Source organism: Microcoleus sp. T2B6 (genome assembly GCF_036700475.1).
GTDB lineage: Bacteria > Cyanobacteriota > Cyanobacteriia > Cyanobacteriales > Microcoleaceae > Microcoleus.
Genome location: NZ_JAUBOZ010000024.1, coordinates 27312 through 45162, shown reverse-complemented (window position 1 = coordinate 45162; position 17851 = coordinate 27312). Strand labels below are relative to the sequence as shown.

Here is a 17851-nt window from a genome sequence, read left to right as displayed (position 1 = left end):
TTTCAAAAAGGGCGATCGCCCATCAAGTCCCATCGCGCCGATGATAGAATCGAAATAGCGGTCGTTATTCCCGATTCCCACCATGACATTCATCAACCCCAAAACCGATTACGCCTTCAAAAAAATATTTGGTTCCTCAGAAAGCAAAGACATTCTGATCAGCTTTCTCAACGCCATAATTTACGAGGGCAATCCTACCATTGAAGACTTAGAAATTATCGACCCCAACCTCCCGCCCAAAGTCGAAGGTTTAAAAGACTCCTCTTTAGATGTCAAAGCCCAACTAGCCGACGGTACTTTAGTCATCATTGAAATGCAGGTATTAAACGTCGAATCTTTCGGACAAAGAATCTTGTACAACGCCGCCAAAACCTACGCATCTCAATTGCAAAAGGGACAAGGATATCGAATGCTCAGACCAGTAATTGCCTTAACAATAACTGATTTCGAGATGTTTAAAAACAGCAACAACTTAATTTCGCGATTTGTCTACAAAGAAGAGATTTCTAACTTACCCTATCCCGATAACGATCTAAAGTTAGTATTTGTAGAATTACCAAAATTTACCAAAACAGTAGACCGACTAGAAACTCTAGCAGATAAATGGCTCTATTTCATGAAATACGCGGTAACGATAACGGAAATCCCGCCAGTAATGGATAGCGTACCCGAAATCCATCAAGCTTTTGACATCGCAGATCGAGTGAATTTAAGCCCGGAGGAAATAGCAAATATCGAACGGCAAGAAATGTTTATTTACGACCAGCAAGGAGCGATAATTAAAGCTGTTAAAGATGCTGTTCAAGAAAGCAGACAAGAAAGCAGACAAGAAGGCCGACAAGAAGGCCGACAAGAAGAAAAGCTGACGATCGCACGGCAGTTACTCGATCGCCTAGATGACGCAACAATCGCTCAAATAACCGGACTTAGCGTTGAGTACGTGCAGAATTTGCGATCGGAATGAGATTTATTTCAAAAAGAGCACCGATGATAAAATCGAAATAGCGATCGTGATTCCCGATTCCAACCATGACATTCATCAACCCCAAAACCGATTACGCCTTCAAAAAAATATTTGGCTCCTCAGAAAGCAAAGACATTCTCATCAGCTTTCTCAACGCCATGATTTACGATGGCAATCCTACCATTGCAGACTTAGAAATTATCGACCCTAACTTACCGCCCAAAGTCGAAGGCTTGAAAGATACTTATTTAGATGTCAAAGCCAAACTAATTGATGGTAGGCTAGTCATTATTGAAATGCAGGTATTAAACGTAGAGTCTTTCGGCAAGAGAGTTTTGTACAACGCAGCCAAAACTTACGCCTTTCAATTGCAAAAAGGAGAAGGCTACCGAATGCTCAAACCAGTGATAGCATTAACACTGACTGATTTCGAGATGTTTGCAAATAGCGCTCGACTAATTTCGAGATTTGTCTACAAAGAAGTAACGAGCAATCTCCCATATACCGATAATAACATCGAGTTGGTATTTGTAGAACTTCCTAAATTCACCAAAGAAGTAGACCAGCTAGAAACCCTTGCGGATAAATGGATATATTTCATGAAATATGCGAGGACAATAACGGATGTCCCGCCAGTAATGGATAGCGTTCCAGAGATTCATCAAGCCTTTGGCATCGCAAATCAAGTGAATTTAACCCTTGATGAATTGGCAGATATCGAACGCAGAGAAATGTTTATTTACGACCAACAAGGAGCTATAATCCAAGCCGTTCAAGCAGAAAAGCTGGCGATCGCGCGGCAATTGCTCGATCGCCTGGATGATGCAACTATCAGTCAAACAACCGGACTCAGTATAGAGGATGTGCGGAATTTGCGATCGGAAGTTTGATGCGTCGAAAACCAGACATGACTTTGTTCGCGTCCATTTTCTTAGTCTCGCGTTGCGCGGACTTCGTTTGACAAGAAGCGGTTGAAACCGCCGAGTCATAAACCCTACCTCAAAAACAACTTATAAGCCGGATTTTGACTCTCATCCCCATACTGATAGCCCAGCGTATCCAAAAAAGCCTGCCACTCCTGCATCTCATCGGGCGGGACTTGAATTCCCACCACAATTCGCCCGTAATCTGCGCCGTTATTGCGATAGTGAAAAACGCTGATATTCCAGTTAGGGCTCATCGAACCGACAAACTTCATCAACGCACCGGGACGTTCGGGAAATTCAAAGCGATAAAACAATTCATGATTGGCCAGCATCGAACGCCCGCCCACCATATGCCGCACGTGCAATTTCGTTAATTCATCATCAGTTAAATCCAAAGTCTTGAAGCCACAATCTTCAAAACTTGCGGCTATCTTCACCGCATCCGCACGGTTTTGAATTTGCACGCCGATAAAAATATGTGCTTCTTTTTCATCCGCAATTCGATAGCTAAATTCAGTTAAATTGCGCTTGCCCAGACATTCGCAAAACCTGCGGAGACTTCCCGGTTGTTCGGGAATTGTGACTGCAAAAATGGCTTCGCGGCGTTCGCCAAACTCGGCTCTTTCTGCTACAAAACGCAGCCGATCAAAATTCATGTTCGCGCCACAAGCAACAGCAATTAATGTTTCTCCTGCGATTTGTTCCCGTTCCACGTAAGCTTTCGCACCTGCGATCGCCAAAGCGCCAGCAGGTTCTAAGATCGATCGCGTATCTTCAAAAACATCCTTAATCGCCGCGCAAACATCATCCGTATCCACCAAAATAATCTCATCCACATACTCCTGACACAACCGAAAAGTTTCCTCCCCAACTTCCCGCACAGCAACGCCATCAGCAAATAAACCCACCTGCGACAAACGCACCCGTTTACCCGCTTTCAGGGATTGATTCATTGCATCGGAATCCACCGGTTCGACGCCAATAATCTTAATTTCCGGCCGCAACCGCTTGACATAGGCCGCAATTCCCGAAATCAATCCGCCGCCACCAATTGCCACAAAAATCGCATGAATTGGTTTTTGATGTTGTCGCAGAATTTCCATGCCGATCGTACCCTGTCCAGCAATCACGTAGGGATCATCAAAAGGGTGAATAAAAGTCATACCTTTTTCGGCCTCTAATTGGCGCGCAAAGGCGTAGGCATCATCGTAAGCATCCCCATGCAAGACTACCTCTCCACCACGGGCTATCACCGCATTTACCTTCACCTGCGGTGTCGTTACGGGCATGACGATAATCGCGCGAGTGCCGAGGTGGCGGGCGGCGAGGGCGACTCCTTGGGCGTGGTTGCCGGCGGAAGCTGCAATCACACCTTGTGCTAGCAAATCCGGCGACAGTTGCGCCATTTTGTTGTATGCACCCCGCAGTTTGAAGGAAAACACCGACTGCATATCCTCTCGCTTCAGCAAAAGTTTATTGTTGAGCCGTGCTGATAGATTCGGGGCGCATTCTAGTGCTGTTTCTTGAGCAACATCGTAGACGCGGGCGGTGAGGATTTGTACCAGGTAATCGCAAAGCATGGGGTTAGCAGGTTGGTTGATGCCGGATGGTGGGTTAATTGTACGGCACTTGTGTTAGTATTTTGCGGGGAATTGGCGATCGCAACTTTCCAATAATAACTTTTCCCTTTGGGAACATAAGGAGCGTGAAGACTATTAATAATATTTCGTTTTTGCCGCTTACCCCGGTTATAAAATCCGGTTTGTGAGCGTATTAGCCCGTAATCCTTGATTTAGTCGGTAAATTCATGAACGTACAAATTACAGATTTGCGTGCGGTTGACGAGCCAAAAATCCAACAGGTAGCTAGATTAATAGTTGAAGGTTTTAAAGAGCATTGGCCCGATGCTTGGCCCGATATAAAATCTGCTTTGCAAGAAGTACAAGAATCTTTAGCAGCCGATCGCATCAGTCGAATTGCTGTCGGCGACAGCAATCAAGTTTTGGGATGGATTGGCGGGATTAAACAGTATGACGGTAATGTTTGGGAACTGCACCCGCTGGTAGTGGGAACAGAATTTCGCAGACAAGGAGTTGGTCGATCGCTCGTAGCTGATTTAGCAGCAGAAGCTAAAAACCGGGGAGGGATCGTGCTGTGGGTGGGTACCGACGACGAAGACAATCAAACAACTCTTTCAGGCATCAATCTTTATCCTAACGTTTGGGAACACGTCGCCAAAATTAGAAATTTGCGCGGTCATCCCTACGAATTTTATCAAAAGATGGGTTTTGCGATCGTGGGAGTGATGCCCGACGCGAACGGAATTGGCAAGCCAGATATTTACATGGCAAAGCGGTTGTAAAGTTTAATGTAGGTTCTAAATTTACTGACTGGTGGCTTGCCAATTCAACACTTAGCAAAATTAGTTGTTGAAAGTTTCCCAGAAAATCGGTCTAGTCTGGACGTGCGAACCCCGTTCGAGGGTCGCTGATAAACAAACCCAGAACTAACGAATCCATCACCGTATCCCAGACAGGAGTCAAACGCTCTGCATCGTCAACCCAGTAATCAAAAGTAATCAAACACTGAACATTAGAACCCAATCCAATACAGATTCGCGAATAAGCTTCCCGCTGTTCTGGAGGGTCGATAAACTTAAATTCAGTCCAAACAACGCGGGCAGTTTGCCGCTTCAATTGGATAATTTCCCCAAAAGCGATCGGATTTCGCGTATCATCTTCAACTACCTTCTGTAATAGCGGCACCAGCGGAAAATCTGCCCAGTTATTAGGTGGTAGCAAATTAAACGAAACCTCCAAACGACAATCATCATCCGGCGGCTTTTTATCCGTAAACCGGAACGAATTAGTATCCGGTTCAAAATGCCAATCTTCCGGGACATCAAAGCGGACTGCACCTCTTCCTGCTACAAAAATTCGCGTTCCCGGCTTTGACTTCCAATTGTGGTCTTCTTTGAGTTCTAGAGTTTCCTTGAGCCATGCTTGCTTTTTGCGCTTAGACATAAACAGAACACCAAATTGCTGCTAATGTGTAGTTTTAGACCTTGCCAACACATTTTAACTCTATTTTGCTCGCCGTTTGCTCAAATATAACAATCCTTACAAAAATTATGAATTCCTCTCTTCTCTATTCCTCTGTGTTCTCTGCGCCTCTGCGGTAAAAAAGAATTCCTTTCACAATTGGCTAACTTTTATTTTTCACTCTTGGGAATCACATACCTAATTCCGCCTTTATTCCCAGCCGCATCGCCATTGTAGCGGGGGATAACATGAATAGCCGCGTGACTGCGACTTTGACCAGCCTGTTTATTAATATTGATTCCCACATTAAAACCGTCTGGCTGAAACTCTTTACTTAACATTTCTTGCACCTTATTAGCCATAAACCAGCAAGCGGATTGCTCTCGAAACGGCAGTTCAAAATAATTGGCAACGTGACGCTTGGGGATGATTAAAACATGACCTTTGCTGGCGGGATAACCGTCAAACATCGCATAAGCTGTTGCTGATTCAGTTAGCAAACTTAGGTTTTTATACGGATTACAGAATATGCAGTTATTAGTTGAATTTCTTTGATGGTTGTAATGCACGTATTTGTATATTTCGCAAGACTCATCTAGGTGAACTGGCTTAAATGGAAGTTTGACAATGCACTGATATGTAGGTTTTTTGTGGACATAATGTTCTCGAAAGCCTTCTTTTTTGATATCCCTTCTCACCGCAAAATACGCATTTCCTCCCGGTTTCAACAGGTGCGACACTTCCATCAGGACATTAGCTTGTTCTTCAGGAAACAAAACATTCAAAACATAAAAGCAAATGATTGTGTCGAATTTATCATCCGGGAATTCCGGGAAATAATAAGGGTCATAACCCGTAATATCGAACCCTTTTTGCTGCAACAATCTCACATCGCTGCCCAAGCCGCACCCAAAATCTAAGACTTTGCCTTGCAGCAAGTTTTTATCTAATAAAAATCTGGCCGGAAAGGACAGGGAAATTCTTTCCATTGCCGTCAGGTGGCTGAATTTATTTTGTTGCTTTTTCATGGCAGAAATTTGATGTCAATCGTTGTTTTTAGTCTTTACGTAAAGGTTTTGTTAAAATTCCGAGAATTTTGTCAACTTGGTTAATATAATAATCGTTCAAGTCAATAAAAGCTGTTTGATTTACCAATTTGAGAAACTTCCAAGCATTTCCCGTGGTAACACCTCCGTAAATCGCCTCAATTTCATCATTTTGCTGTTGATTGAATCGCTGGGCTCCCAACATTTCAGCAATACACTGTCCTAATCCGTTTTTAATGTTTTCATTTTTGGCTTCTACTAAGGTGACAACTGGTGTTCGGATTTCGTACAAATCGCTGGATGCGGTGAGGATATAATCGCAGTACCCGTTAAGTCCACTTTCTGGATCGGCATTAAATTCCGTGCCGGAAAAAAAGCCGATTTGGAAGTTTAAAATGCGCCGTACTTCTAATAATACGGGAGCAATAATTAACTCGGATCGAGCTTTTTCAGTATTGATAGCATTGGCGAGAGGGATATATTCTGCTAGGGTTGTTTTGAGATATTCGCTAGGTGCAATTGATTCTACATCTGCAAACAAAACAGTTTTTTCATTAACAGTGAGGTTAAATGCTGCACGCACTTTGGTGATGGTAGTAAATTCACTATATGACATTTTAAAAGTCCTTAAGTTAACTAAAAAATACCGATAATACTTGAGATTTTAGCATTATTGCAGTTTGGCGATCGCCCCTTTTTCCACCAACACCTTACCAGTCACCAAATCCCGCACCGTCGCCAACAAAACCCGCCTCTCATCCACCTCAAAACTCACCGAAACCCTGTCAATTCCCAATACCCCAGGCGGATTCAAATGCGCTACGCAAACCTGCTGGTGGTGGCTTTCCAGAGAGCGAAAATCCGTTTGTTTGTTGAGTAAGCTGCTCATCATTTGCCCTTTTTCGTTAAAAATAACCTCCGCTTGCAATACCTCCGCAACTTCCCCAATATCTAACCGAATTTCCCTTTGCCCTTCAATTGCCACTTGCAACGTCAACTCTTCGGAACTTTGACAGGGATACTTCATTTCCTTGCTAAATATCGGCGAATAAGCATAAGCTTTAGCATAAGGTTCCCAGAGGCGAATTGCATAGCTGTGGCGCAAATAATCGTCAACACTCGCTAATTGTGTCAATGCTAAAGCACCGTGCGCCACGGCTTCAAAAGGCTTGTCTCTTTGGACTTTTTGCCGCCCAAAATACGAAACCACTAAATTAGATACAGCCGGGATTAAAGAAGTTCCTCCTACCAGCAAAACCTGTTCGATATCTGCTTTGCCGATACCTTTTCCCTGTGCAATACTCAGCACTTCATCTAAACTTTCCCGCAACTGTTCTAACAACTGCCTAGATTCCATAATTTCTTCAAGCTTCTCTCGGTTTAGCTGCAAGTCGTAAGACATAAAATTTTCATCGTCAAACCAGCTTTCCTTCGCCTCATTAACTTGAGAAAGTTGAATTTTTAATTTTTCCGCTATTTCTAATAAGTTTTGCCAGCCAACTAAGCCGACTTCTGCCCGCGACGAACCAATTTGCCGCAAATAATCTTCGACAATCCAGATGTCAATATCTTCGCCGCCTACATAAGCATCGGATTTTGCCAACACTTCGGCACGCACCCCCCCCAGCCCCCCCTTACTAAGGGGGGAATCGAGATTTCTCCCCCCCTTGCTAAGGGGGGGTAAGGGGGGGGTTACAGCAGTGCGAACTAAACTTAAATCTAAAGTTCCGCCGCCAAAATCAACTACTAAAACTAGAGAGCCGGGGCGTTTTACTGCATATCCCAGGGCGGCGGCTGTGGATTCATCTATTACCTGAACTTCCGCAACTCCCAAACTTTCTCCTAAGTCGCGAAACCAATCTAGATATCGCTCAAATGATCCAACGGGGACGGTAAAAATTACTTTGTCTGCCTGTATATTTTGTAAATATAATTGTTTCCAAATAGTTTTGATAAACTGTTCAGCTACTGATTCGACTGTGTAGGTTTCGCCGTCGATATTGCGGGGCGGCGGCTGAAAATCGGCAGCTAAATTGCGTTTAAAAGCTTTGAAAAAACGGTCGGGCTGGGATTGTCCCAAACGCTGCGATCGCACTTTTTCTCCTAACACCAACTCTCCCGCCTTGTTCACAAAGACTAAAGTCGGCACTACAGATATTTCTCGAACATCTCCGCTCGAATTCTTGGTTTTAAAAATGCGGGACATCTCGCCCAATCTCAAAGTTTCTGGTGTTTGCGTATCCGGGTTAAGAATGCAGACAACCGTGTTGCTGGTGCCGAAGTCAATGGCAACTGTAGTCATGGTGATTTTAAATTTAAAATTTAATTTTTCATTCCCGCTGGCAGGGTGCGACTAACTTTAGCAGGAGTAAGAATTCGCTCTCCCTCGCGATAGCCGACAAACCGAATATAAACTAATTCTCCTTCTGTTATATCCTCAACATCCGGCTGGTGCAACTGCGGATTGTAAGGAGTTTGTTCCCACGCAGAACCGATTGTTTGAAAATCCCAGCTTGATAACAGGTTTTCTAAGGGAGTAAACAAAGCTGAGAGATTTTTGGCGGGCATATCCGGCTTGGCTTCTGCCATTTTGCGGGCGGCGGGATAGTTGGTTAACAAAGTTTGCAACTGTTCAAAGGTAGCGCGGCGAAAATCGGCAGTTAGTTGAGCTTTTTGCTGCTGCAATTCTTCTCGCAGCCGGAAACACTGCTGCCTCAATTCTTCTATTTCGCTGGGATTAGTTGTGATTGTAGCCGATATTGGCAGCGCGCTCAAAGTGCGATCGAACTCTTGAAAATTCAAATTCAGCACTGTTGCCAGCCGCCTCAGTTGGTCTAGGGTGAGTTTTCCCACGTCTCCCTGCCGCACTAAGCGCACCCCAAAGCGACTTAAGCCTGCTTTTTCGCCTAAATCTTGCCAATCGAGAATGTCTAGCTGATTCATGCGTTCCCGCAGAATTGTATCGTACTTAAACTCGATCGCATCTCCCGCCTCAGATGCAGCATAAACGTACACTAAAATTAGAAAAATGCCCCCGATAGCTAGCGCGAAGCTGAAGGCAGGCACTGTTGTTACATCAACTGTTGCACCCAGGATATCAAACATCTTTAACTCTTCTAAACTTGTTTTAAAGTCTGCGTTTGTTCAACGACCAAATTTTCTTCGCCTTGGTAGTATTCTGGCAGCAAGTCTTGAGATTCTACTTTTCCGAGGGCTTTTTCAATTCCGGCGGTGGTTTCGGTGCAACTCGAACCTGTGGCGTTGAGGACGGTTTCGGTAATTTTGCCGTCTTTGCCGATGCGGTATTCTATTTGGCGGTATTCTGCCATAATTCTGCCTCGTGGTTTAATGCTTGAGTGTTGACTCTTGAGTGTTGAGTTATATTATAGATTCTATTTACCAATTATTCTAATGAATTTTTGTAGCGACAATGCAACCGGGGTTTCGCCGGAGATTATGGCTGCGATTGCAGCGGCTAATTGCGGTGCTGTGATGTCTTACGGAGATGATGAATATACACAGCGTTTGCAAGTTAAATTTTCGGATTTGTTCGAGACATCGGTGACTGTTTTTCCGGTAGCAACTGGTTCTGCTGCTAATGCTCTGGCCCTTGCGGTTGTTACTCCTCCTTACGGCGCTGTTTACTGTCACGCGGCATCTCATATTAATGTAGATGAATGCGGCGCGCCGGAGTTTTTTACAGGCGGTGCAAAGTTAGTAACAGTAACAGGAAATCATGCTAAAATAGAGGCAGAGACTTTAGGAAAAATACTCGATCGCGCTGGTGCAGGTGTCGTCCACCACGTACAGCCCGCAGCCGTCAGCATCACTCAAGCAACGGAAGCTGGCACAGTCTACAATCCAGCAGAAATTTCCCACATTTCGGAAGTAGTTCGCGCTCACAATTTGCACCTGCACATGGATGGAGCTCGCTTTGCCAATTCTGTCGCGAATCTAGGCTGTTCTCCTGCGGATATCACTTGGCGCGCCGGTGTAGATATTCTATCGTTTGGAGCGACAAAAAACGGGGCGATGGCTGCGGAAGCTGTAGTTTTTTTTAATCAAGAATTAGCAAAGACTTTCCCTTTTTACCGCAAGCGCAGCGGGCATCTTTTCTCGAAAATGCGGTTTTTGTCGGCACAGTTGGAAGCGTATATAACGGATGATTTGTGGCTGAAGAATGCGGCTCATGCAAATAATATGGCAGCAAAATTAGCCGAAGGTTTGGCGGGAGTTGAGGGAGCGAAGTTTTGCCATCGGGTTGAAGCAAACGAGATTTTTCTTCAACTTCCCGAATCGGTAATTACAGCGGTTTTAGCTGAGGGCTTTCTGTTTTATCGGTGGGATGAATGTACTGTTAGACTGGTAACGGCTTTTAATACTTTGGAAGCGGATGTTATTGCTTTCGTGGAAGCGGTTAAACGACATCAATGATTAAAATGTAGGGGCGGGTTTTACAAATAATACCGGCCAGCTATGAACCATCTAAGAAACCCGCCCCCACTCACAAATAATCCACATCAACCTTGATTTATATATTAAATGCGAAAAATAGGCGCGGGGATTTCTCGTTGGGTGGGGGCGGGTTTGAGAGATTGTTGGTTATGTACAATTATTGTTGGTGAAACCCGCCCCTACATTTTAAATGCAAAAAATAGGCGCGGGGATTTCTCGTTGGGTGGGGGCGAGTTTGAGAGATTGTGTGTTATTTACAATTATTGTTTGTGACACCAGCCCTACAATTTAATAGATTGAGGAACAGGTTCGGCAACTGCGGCTAGTTCGGGTTCAGCCTCTTCGAGATGTGCTTCTAAAAGGGCCAGATTCCTCATGTTTGATTTATAAAAAGCATCGAAGATATCTCCTACTAAAGGTACTGATCCCACAACGGCTTCTAGACCGATGTTGTAAACCATTTTCCCTAGAGTTTTTTGGGGAATGTTGAATCGAGTTGCTAAATAAATTAGGTAGGCGGAAAACGCGGTATCTACGATATCCCCAGCACCCGGAACTAAACCGATAATGGGATCTAAACCAATGCGAAATTTAGTGCCGGGGATGCCAATGGCGGTATCCATCAGGCGGCTGAGTTTGCGGATGCGGTTGAGGGTGGCGAGACGCTCTATGTTGTTCATATTATTATTGTTGAACTAGGTTGAAAATTTGAAATCTGTCGGAAGACGGAAAAAAATATCTAGAAACCGCTCATTCTCGATCTTCGCTAATATGCTGAATTCCCCATTCGTGCATGGCATTAATAATCGGTTTGAGACTTTCGCCCAAAGGCGTTAGCGAATATTCAACTTTTGGCGGCACTTGCAGGTAAATTTCCCGGTGCACGATCGCATCTGATTCCATTTCCCGCAGTTGCTGCGTCAGCATCTTCTGAGTAATGCCGTTGACAGCTCGTTGCAGCTCGTTAAAGCGCTTCACTCCTTGAAACAACTCTCGCAGAATTAAGACTTTCCAGCGCCCGCCAATCACCTCTAGAGTGCGTTCTACAGGGCAATTTGCTCGATCGGCGTTTACTTCTTGGACTTGCATAGTATCTTTTTGGTAACTACCGCACTTTTAAGTGCGTACTTCCCATAATAGCTTGACTCGGTTTAAAGTAGAAACATCGCAGAAATCAAACAAACTAAACCAATAGATATATTCCTGCATCTGGCATCAATCAAAAAGGAGAACACGATGAGCCAACCTGTGATTGCTGATAAAAAACCCGCCGTTATGGAACTTGAACCCGGTACTTACTACTGGTGCACCTGCGGTCAAGCTAAGAATCAGCCTTTTTGTGACGGTTCCCATAAAGGTAGCGAATTTGTGCCGTTAGCTTTTGAAGTAACTGAGAAAAAAACTGTGGCGATGTGCAACTGCAAGTATACCGCAAATTCTCCATTTTGCGACGGCGCTCATAGCAAACTTTAAAGGCAGCAATAATCGAGGAGAAACCCATCGTGCACCCACCGCTTTGGGTTTGATTTTACAACTAAATAGGACTTAGGCATCAATACCAAATAAACCGGGTTTTTCACCGATATTAAAGCTGCGATGCACTATTATCCTAAAAAACCCGGTTTCTACGTCCAGGACTGCTAAACAAACACCATAGTTTTGATTGTTTTTAAATTAGGAGGACAAGATGATTACCGTCAGAAAAAGTGAAGCAAGAGGACACGCTAATCATGGTTGGCTGGACAGTTACCACACATTTTCTTTTGCCGGCTATTACGATCCAAATTATATGAATTTTCGCTCTTTGCGGGTAATTAATGAGGATTTCGTTAGCCCCGGCAGAGGTTTCGGCACTCACGGCCACAGCGACATGGAAATCATTACTTATGTATTAGAAGGAGCATTAGAACACAAGGATAGTTTGGGTACCGGTGCAGTGATTAAACCCGGTGAATTGCAGCGGATGAGTGCAGGTACGGGTATCCAGCACAGCGAGTTCAATAACTCGCAAACAGACCCGGTTCATTTGCTGCAAATCTGGCTGTTACCCGATACAAAAGGCTTGCAGCCGAGTTACGAGCAGCGCGAATTTCCCCTAGCAGAAAGGCACGGAAAACTGCGCTTAGTGGCGGCGCGAGATGCGAGAGATGGTGCTGTGAAAGTGCATCAAGATGTTGATTTGTATGCGGCTGTTTTGGATAAAGAATCGCGGGTTTCTCATGCTTTGCAGCCGAATCGCCATGCTTGGGTGCAAGTGGCTCGCGGCTCGGTTTTGCTGAACGGTTTGACCTTGAAAAATGGCGACGCTGCGGCGGTTAGCGGTGAGTATGAGGTGGTGATTGAAGCGGCAGCAGATGCAGAAATTTTGCTTTTTGATTTAGCATAAAATTGGGCAGCCTACATACTCAGTAAGGTGCGTAATTCGCACCCTACTTAGGGTGGGTTACTACTTAGGAAATAAGTAAATAGGAGGAAGAAAGTAAATTTTATTTGTGATATTTTTTCTAAGGGTGAGTCTTTAGGATAAATTTTTATGCAACAAAACCCGATCGCCAGAAAGCATCTTGTTTGGAGCCTCCTCACTGGTTTAGCAGTCGGCGCGATCGCAGGCGCACCCCTCGGCTGGATGGCTAATGGGGAATATTCGCGGCAGCGTAGGGCTCAAAGTATCATTTGCCGAGATCAAAATAAAGATAAGCCAGTTGCTATGGTTGAGTCTATTTGTGGTTCCCAATTCTAAATTTTTCTGCTAGCCAGAGGGCTGTGTCAAATATTGTGAGGCTTGTGCGAATGTCGAAAGTTCGATCGCGCAGGCATTTTCGCGTTGTAAATATGCCACAAACCGGATAACTTTTCCGTCAGTTGATATGTGGGTATGTTAAATTGACACAATAATGAATTACAGCAGAACAATTCCGGCTATTTTGAGTGCTACGATCGCCCTGAGTTCGATCGCCCTCATCCCACTGACATCACCTCAAATCGCCCTCGCATTAACCGCCGACAAAGTTAAAACCGTTGCCCAACAAATTACTGTTCGCATCCAGGGGGCAAAAGGCGGTTCAGGAGTAATTTTAGAGAAGCAGGGCAGCACATACTATATTCTCACAAACTGGCACGTTGTCGATAAAGCCGGCGATTACGAGGTCGTAACTCCCGACGGCAAAGCTCACTCTGTATACTATAGCCTCGTGCGGCGAATGCCCGGTGCGGATTTGGCGATCGTGCCCTTCAGCAGCACTCAAAGCTACCCCCTGGCTCAATTAGCCAATTCCGCAGCAACTAAGGGAAACAAGGCTTATGTCGCCGGCTGGCCGATATCCGGCGGTTCCCTGAGACAGCCGATTTTCATCGCCACGGAAGGTCAGCTTACCGGCCGCCAAACTCCGTGGAACGGTTATACTTTGGTATACAACAACTTAGTGAGAGCGGGCATGAGCGGCGGGCCGGTGCTCGACGATGCGGGGCGAGTTGTCGCAATTAACGGCATTGTCAGGTTAGAGGAGAACTCGGATAAAATAGTGGCGGCGGGAATAGAAATTAATACTTTCATGAAATGGCGATCGACTATTTCGCTGCCAGTCGTTCCCCAATCTCCTACTGCCGGAAACCCTAAAACTCCAGCGAATAATGCGCCCCGCACGCCCGCAAGTGCGATCGCCTTTGCTGCTACAAATACCCTCAAAGGGCCTTCCGAAGTTGTCAGTTCCCTTGCCCTAGCTTCAGCTTATTTTACTACAGGAAATAGCAACGGCACTATCTCAGTTTGGAATTTCCCCAGCGGGCAATTAAAAACTACCCTGCAAGGTCACACGGAAGCCGTAAACGCACTGGCCGCGAGTGCGGACTCCAAGGTGTTAGCTAGTGGCAGCGACGACAAAACTGTGAAAATTTGGAATTTAGAAACTGGCGCGGTTGTACGCACTTTGAGCGGGCATTCCAATGCTGTTTCGAGCGTTGCCGTTAGTCCTGATGGTCAATTTGTAGCCAGCGGTAGTTGGGACAAAACGATTAAGATTTGGAACCCGAAAACGGGGGAATTGCTGCGGACTTTGACCGGGCATTCTGGGTTGGTGAATGCTGTTGCAATTAGTCCCGACAACAAAACTTTAGCTAGCGGCAGCAAAGATGGTTCAATTAGGTTGTGGAATTTAGCTAGCGGTCAAGCAATTCGCACGATTGGCGGCAAAAACTTGGCTGTTTTGTCGCTAGCTTTTACTCCCGACGGCAAAAGTTTAGCGGCGGGAAACAGCAATGGCACTGTTGGGTTGTGGAATGCCGGAAACGGGCAGTTAATTCGGCGTTTAAGCGGGCATACTGACGGGGTTTGGTCGGTGGCTTTTAGTCGGGATGGCACTACGCTGGTTACTGGGAGTTGGGATAAGAGTGTGAGACTTTGGGATGTGCGATCGGGGGATTTGAGAGGTAATTTGAGCGGGCATTCTGGCTATGTTAGTGCTGTGGCTATTAGCAGCGATGGGAAGACTATTGTTAGTGCGGGTTGGTTGGGGGAAATTAAGATTTGGAAAAGGAGTTGAGATTTTTTTTATTTAACCGCAGAGGGCGCAGAGGGCGCAGAGGAAGAGTAGAGAGAACAGGGTTTGCGTTTGATTGAGTGGTGTTATACGATCGAGATATTTGGGATAAAAAAATGAGTGGACTAAAGACTAAATTGCCAACTGATATCTGGGTGGTAGCAACCTGGGAAGAGTTCATCGCGATGGCAGATGACCCAGCTTACAGTAAAGCAAAATGCTATTACCGCAATGGACAAATGAGGATTGAAACTATGTCAGTAGGGCCTGATCATTCACGAGATAATGCGATCGCACTTTTCGCAATTAATCTATTTTGTACTATCAAAGGTATTTCTCTTAACGGATTGGATAACTGTAGCTACCGGAAAACTGGAGTGCGAGAGTGTCAACCGGATGTATCATATTATATTGGAGAAAGAGCGCAATTAGCACCGAGGGGAAGTTCGATCGCAAGTCTTGATGTTACCCCACCGCCAGATTTAGTGATAGAGGTTGCGGACTCAACTTTGGCTGATGATATTGGTGAAAAACGGTTGCTTTACGAAGAGTTAAAAGTCGCTGAATATTGGGTAGTAGACGTGCAGAAATCTCAAATTATTGCCTTTGCTATTATTGCTGATAATGGCAGTCGGCGGCTTGTGCGATCGGAAGTTTTGCCGGGATTAACTATTGCTGTGTTGGAAGAGGCTTTGCGGCGGAGTCGCACTGAAGATCAAGCACAGGTAGGGGCTTGGTTGCTGGCTCAATTTCAGCAGTAATCTAAATAGAAAGCGATCGCCCTCTCTGCAAAAAAGCGCGATTGTCCAACCTACTTTATTTTAACTCCCGAAGCTACACGACTAAATCTTCGATCGAGAATTTCAATAAGTCGCACAGGGCTTTCATCTGTGCTGGGTATAGCTTGGGGACGTGTCTGTCGGTTTCCCAGTTGATAACTGTGGATTCCACCACATTACACGCTCTTGCCACTTGTATTCTAGTCAAACCTAGACTTTCACGTCTTTCTCTTAGCTTTTGCCCCAGCGTCATTATCTATCCCGTACTTAGTTCAGTTTATTCTATTTATTCAGTTGACTATATGTAGTTCGTGTCATAACCTAGATATAGACACAAAGTCTAACAAAGGTCAAAAGCCAGTCCGCGCCCTAGACAAGCATTGAACTGGCTTTTGCTCCAACACTGAATGGAGACAAACTTAATTATGCCCTACAAACAGCGCCTTAACAGGTGGTTGGTTGTTCGCCTGCTTCCCAATATGCAGCGAATCACTGTGGCCCACTTTTTCAGGCATTCCGATGCTGACGGCTATCTGCGGATCGTCCGGCAGTTAATCCCCAAGGCTCAATTTGTGATTGTTTTTAATGCCGATATCAACCTAGAAACAGCGCCTAACAACATCGAAGGCAGCTAGTTGAGGGTTCGGGTAGGCACGGACTCTACTGGTAGGGTGCGTCGGTTGGTAGCGATTCGATGTACATCGGCTACTCATTTCCGGGCTTGGCACCCTACTACCTAGCATTTTGCTTCAAAGTCCGATCGACACTTATGATAGATTTGGTTCTTGCCAGACTACACTGGGAAACAAAATCAAATTAGCATTTGAGCCATAAATTCGATCAACCCGCCGATCGGGCGGGACTCTCCACTTCGTGGAACAGGCGTCCCGCCTGTGGTTGGCAAAGTAAATCTAAAATCTCAAACCTAAAATCGCGTCACTTCTGACAAATGATTGAAGTAGATGACTTAAGCAAAAATTACGGTTCGACCGCAGCGATCGCGGACGTGTCTTTTTCGGTCGAATCAGGAGAAATTCTGGGTTTTTTGGGACCCAACGGTGCCGGTAAAACCACAACCATGCGGATTTTGTCGGGATATTTGCCGGCATCCAGCGGTACGGCCCGCATCGCCGGCCTCGACGTTCACGAAAACTCGATGGCAGTCAGACAGCGCATCGGCTATCTGCCGGAAAACCCGCCGCTGTATCCAGAAATGACTGTGGAAGGGTTTCTGTTTTTTGTGGCCCGGATTAAGCAAGTACCTGCGGGCGATCGCGCGCGACGAGTTACCTCCGCGATCGAACGCTGCGGCCTGGTGGATAAACGCAAAGTTTTAATCCGCAAGCTTTCTAAAGGATTTCGGCAGCGCGTCGGTATCGCGCAGGCGATCGTCCACGACCCGCCGGTCATTATCTTAGACGAACCAACCGTCGGTCTCGACCCCCGACAAATCATCGAAGTCCGCAATTTAATCAAAAGTCTTGGCGGCCAGCACACAATCATCCTTTCCACGCACATTCTGCCGGAAGTCAGCATGACTTGCAACCGCGTCACCATCATCAATCGCGGTAAAATCGTCGCTGCGGGTACTCCCGAAAATTTGATGGGAGAGTTGGCTGTCGGAGAGGGTTACGAACTCGAAGTTGAAGGCGAGGCGGATTTGGTAAACAGTCTGCTGTTGCCTTCTTTGGAAAATTTGCCGGGAGTTCGATCGATCGAATTGATTCCAAGCCAGCAATTTTTAGTGAATCGCTACCGCCTGCGGGCCTTGTGCGAACCGGAAAGAGAACCCGGACGAGAAATTGCTACAGCTATCGTCGCCTCTGGATTTGGGCTGTGCGAAATGCGCCGGTCTCGCGCTACTCTCGAAGATGTCTTTTTAAGGCTGACAGCGGCTGAAAAGAAACCGGAAGAAAATCTGGTTCACAGCGAACCGGAGGTCGATCGAAATCTGCAAGAAGCGGCAGAAATTCAAAACTCGATCGCGGATTCTCATCAATCGGAATCACAACCGACGATCATCCCGGACAATCTGCCCGTTTCAAATAAACCAGAGTCTCTCTATGATTCTCATTCAGCATCGGAACCAGTTGCAGAAACTGAAG

At 45.7% G+C, this 17851-nt stretch carries 20 protein-coding genes and 1 pseudogene; 11 read left to right on the top strand and 10 right to left on the bottom strand.

The annotated features are described in order from the left end of the window. The first annotated feature begins 82 nt into the window (after positions 1 to 82). Positions 83 to 964 (top strand): Rpn family recombination-promoting nuclease/putative transposase, encoded by an 882-nt coding sequence (locus QUA00_RS13405; RefSeq protein ID WP_333142581.1) that lies wholly within the window; start codon positions 83 to 85, stop codon positions 962 to 964. Between the two features lie 65 nt (positions 965 to 1029). Then, on the top strand, positions 1030 to 1854 hold the full coding sequence (locus QUA00_RS13400; RefSeq protein WP_333409922.1) for an Rpn family recombination-promoting nuclease/putative transposase: 825 nt from the start codon (positions 1030 to 1032) through the stop codon (positions 1852 to 1854). A gap of 104 nt (positions 1855 to 1958) precedes the next feature. On the opposite strand, the gene ilvA is transcribed toward QUA00_RS13400, so the two are convergent. Beyond that, positions 1959 to 3491: a threonine ammonia-lyase, biosynthetic gene (gene ilvA, locus QUA00_RS13395; protein WP_333083310.1), complete on the bottom strand. Its 1533-nt coding sequence runs from the start codon at positions 3489 to 3491 to the stop codon at positions 1959 to 1961. Between the two features lie 206 nt (positions 3492 to 3697). On the opposite strand from ilvA, the gene QUA00_RS13390 reads away from it, so the two are divergent. Next, on the top strand, positions 3698 to 4252 hold the full coding sequence (locus QUA00_RS13390) for a GNAT family N-acetyltransferase (protein ID WP_333409921.1): 555 nt from the start codon (positions 3698 to 3700) through the stop codon (positions 4250 to 4252). 91 nt (positions 4253 to 4343) lie between these two features. Here QUA00_RS13390 and QUA00_RS13385 read toward each other — a convergent pair whose 3' ends face one another. From QUA00_RS13385 to QUA00_RS13360, 6 genes are all read right to left on the bottom strand, one after another. Further along, positions 4344 to 4913, bottom strand: a complete 570-nt coding sequence (locus QUA00_RS13385) for a hypothetical protein (protein WP_333085073.1) — start codon at positions 4911 to 4913, stop codon at positions 4344 to 4346. A 188-nt stretch (positions 4914 to 5101) separates the two neighbouring features. Then, positions 5102 to 5959, bottom strand: coding sequence for a bifunctional class I SAM-dependent methyltransferase/HIT family protein (locus tag QUA00_RS13380; RefSeq protein ID WP_333409920.1), 858 nt, complete (start codon positions 5957 to 5959; stop codon positions 5102 to 5104). 28 nt (positions 5960 to 5987) lie between these two features. Then, the gene (locus QUA00_RS13375) at positions 5988 to 6593 is read right to left on the bottom strand and encodes a hypothetical protein (protein ID WP_333409919.1); all 606 of its coding nucleotides are present in this window, start codon (positions 6591 to 6593) and stop codon (positions 5988 to 5990) included. 54 nt (positions 6594 to 6647) lie between these two features. Next, positions 6648 to 8279, bottom strand: a complete 1632-nt coding sequence (locus tag QUA00_RS13370; protein ID WP_333409918.1) for an Hsp70 family protein — start codon at positions 8277 to 8279, stop codon at positions 6648 to 6650. A gap of 20 nt (positions 8280 to 8299) precedes the next feature. Continuing rightward, a complete protein-coding gene (locus QUA00_RS13365; protein WP_333142573.1) occupies positions 8300 to 9082 on the bottom strand; it encodes an XRE family transcriptional regulator in 783 nt (260 codons plus the stop codon). An 11-nt stretch (positions 9083 to 9093) separates the two neighbouring features. Then, entirely contained in the window at positions 9094 to 9306 is a 213-nt protein-coding gene (locus tag QUA00_RS13360; protein WP_006633566.1) for a DUF2997 domain-containing protein, read from the bottom strand. Between the two features lie 82 nt (positions 9307 to 9388). Here QUA00_RS13360 and QUA00_RS13355 point away from each other — a divergent pair, with 82 nt between their 5' ends. After that, positions 9389 to 10411: a beta-eliminating lyase-related protein gene (locus tag QUA00_RS13355; protein WP_333409917.1), complete on the top strand. Its 1023-nt coding sequence runs from the start codon at positions 9389 to 9391 to the stop codon at positions 10409 to 10411. 302 nt (positions 10412 to 10713) lie between these two features. Here the strand turns inward: QUA00_RS13355 and QUA00_RS13350 are convergent, their stop codons facing one another. Both QUA00_RS13350 and QUA00_RS13345 read right to left on the bottom strand, forming a co-directional pair. Continuing rightward, the gene (locus tag QUA00_RS13350; protein WP_333142571.1) at positions 10714 to 11112 is read right to left on the bottom strand and encodes a DUF4112 domain-containing protein; all 399 of its coding nucleotides are present in this window, start codon (positions 11110 to 11112) and stop codon (positions 10714 to 10716) included. A 70-nt stretch (positions 11113 to 11182) separates the two neighbouring features. Continuing rightward, entirely contained in the window at positions 11183 to 11521 is a 339-nt protein-coding gene (locus QUA00_RS13345) for a helix-turn-helix domain-containing protein (RefSeq protein WP_333409916.1), read from the bottom strand. Positions 11522 to 11668: 147 nt separating this feature from the next. On the opposite strand from QUA00_RS13345, the gene QUA00_RS13340 reads away from it, so the two are divergent. The 5 genes from QUA00_RS13340 (at position 11669) to QUA00_RS13320 (ending at position 15728) form a co-directional block, all read left to right on the top strand. Next, on the top strand, positions 11669 to 11905 hold the full coding sequence (locus QUA00_RS13340) for a CDGSH iron-sulfur domain-containing protein (RefSeq protein ID WP_333340413.1): 237 nt from the start codon (positions 11669 to 11671) through the stop codon (positions 11903 to 11905). Between the two features lie 214 nt (positions 11906 to 12119). Further along, positions 12120 to 12818, top strand: coding sequence for a pirin family protein (locus QUA00_RS13335; protein ID WP_333409915.1), 699 nt, complete (start codon positions 12120 to 12122; stop codon positions 12816 to 12818). Between the two features lie 147 nt (positions 12819 to 12965). Continuing rightward, on the top strand, positions 12966 to 13172 hold the full coding sequence (locus tag QUA00_RS13330; RefSeq protein WP_333409914.1) for a hypothetical protein: 207 nt from the start codon (positions 12966 to 12968) through the stop codon (positions 13170 to 13172). 154 nt (positions 13173 to 13326) lie between these two features. Next, positions 13327 to 14970 carry a trypsin-like peptidase domain-containing protein gene (locus QUA00_RS13325; RefSeq protein WP_333409913.1) on the top strand — a complete coding sequence of 548 codons (1644 nt, stop codon included), beginning with the start codon at positions 13327 to 13329 and terminating at the stop codon, positions 14968 to 14970. Between the two features lie 113 nt (positions 14971 to 15083). Continuing rightward, entirely contained in the window at positions 15084 to 15728 is a 645-nt protein-coding gene (locus tag QUA00_RS13320; RefSeq protein ID WP_333052734.1) for a Uma2 family endonuclease, read from the top strand. Between the two features lie 73 nt (positions 15729 to 15801). On the opposite strand, the gene QUA00_RS13315 is transcribed toward QUA00_RS13320, so the two are convergent. Continuing rightward, the gene (locus tag QUA00_RS13315; protein WP_332970604.1) at positions 15802 to 15999 is read right to left on the bottom strand and encodes a helix-turn-helix transcriptional regulator; all 198 of its coding nucleotides are present in this window, start codon (positions 15997 to 15999) and stop codon (positions 15802 to 15804) included. Positions 16000 to 16171: 172 nt separating this feature from the next. Here QUA00_RS13315 and QUA00_RS13310 point away from each other — a divergent pair, with 172 nt between their 5' ends. Next, positions 16172 to 16381: a hypothetical protein gene (locus QUA00_RS13310; RefSeq protein WP_332999805.1), complete on the top strand. Its 210-nt coding sequence runs from the start codon at positions 16172 to 16174 to the stop codon at positions 16379 to 16381. Positions 16382 to 16695: 314 nt separating this feature from the next. After that, positions 16696 to 17721, top strand: a pseudogene (locus QUA00_RS13305) (ABC transporter ATP-binding protein); the annotation flags it as partial. Between the last annotated feature and the right edge of the window lie 130 nt (positions 17722 to 17851).

Coding starts and splice junctions, on each gene's coding strand:
- QUA00_RS13310 (WP_332999805.1), top strand. CDS start 16,172: ATGCCCTACAAACAGCGCCTTAACAGGTGGTTGGTTGTTCGCCTGCTT.
- QUA00_RS13375 (WP_333409919.1), bottom strand. CDS start 6,593: ATGTCATATAGTGAATTTACTACCATCACCAAAGTGCGTGCAGCATTT.
- QUA00_RS13315 (WP_332970604.1), bottom strand. CDS start 15,999: ATGACGCTGGGGCAAAAGCTAAGAGAAAGACGTGAAAGTCTAGGTTTG.
- QUA00_RS13405 (WP_333142581.1), top strand. CDS start 83: ATGACATTCATCAACCCCAAAACCGATTACGCCTTCAAAAAAATATTT.
- QUA00_RS13330 (WP_333409914.1), top strand. CDS start 12,966: ATGCAACAAAACCCGATCGCCAGAAAGCATCTTGTTTGGAGCCTCCTC.
- QUA00_RS13320 (WP_333052734.1), top strand. CDS start 15,084: ATGAGTGGACTAAAGACTAAATTGCCAACTGATATCTGGGTGGTAGCA.
- QUA00_RS13385 (WP_333085073.1), bottom strand. CDS start 4,913: ATGTCTAAGCGCAAAAAGCAAGCATGGCTCAAGGAAACTCTAGAACTC.
- QUA00_RS13370 (WP_333409918.1), bottom strand. CDS start 8,279: ATGACTACAGTTGCCATTGACTTCGGCACCAGCAACACGGTTGTCTGC.
- QUA00_RS13360 (WP_006633566.1), bottom strand. CDS start 9,306: ATGGCAGAATACCGCCAAATAGAATACCGCATCGGCAAAGACGGCAAA.
- QUA00_RS13345 (WP_333409916.1), bottom strand. CDS start 11,521: ATGCAAGTCCAAGAAGTAAACGCCGATCGAGCAAATTGCCCTGTAGAA.
- QUA00_RS13335 (WP_333409915.1), top strand. CDS start 12,120: ATGATTACCGTCAGAAAAAGTGAAGCAAGAGGACACGCTAATCATGGT.
- QUA00_RS13340 (WP_333340413.1), top strand. CDS start 11,669: ATGAGCCAACCTGTGATTGCTGATAAAAAACCCGCCGTTATGGAACTT.
- QUA00_RS13350 (WP_333142571.1), bottom strand. CDS start 11,112: ATGAACAACATAGAGCGTCTCGCCACCCTCAACCGCATCCGCAAACTC.
- QUA00_RS13400 (WP_333409922.1), top strand. CDS start 1,030: ATGACATTCATCAACCCCAAAACCGATTACGCCTTCAAAAAAATATTT.
- QUA00_RS13365 (WP_333142573.1), bottom strand. CDS start 9,082: ATGTTTGATATCCTGGGTGCAACAGTTGATGTAACAACAGTGCCTGCC.
- QUA00_RS13390 (WP_333409921.1), top strand. CDS start 3,698: ATGAACGTACAAATTACAGATTTGCGTGCGGTTGACGAGCCAAAAATC.
- QUA00_RS13325 (WP_333409913.1), top strand. CDS start 13,327: ATGAATTACAGCAGAACAATTCCGGCTATTTTGAGTGCTACGATCGCC.
- QUA00_RS13380 (WP_333409920.1), bottom strand. CDS start 5,959: ATGAAAAAGCAACAAAATAAATTCAGCCACCTGACGGCAATGGAAAGA.
- QUA00_RS13355 (WP_333409917.1), top strand. CDS start 9,389: ATGAATTTTTGTAGCGACAATGCAACCGGGGTTTCGCCGGAGATTATG.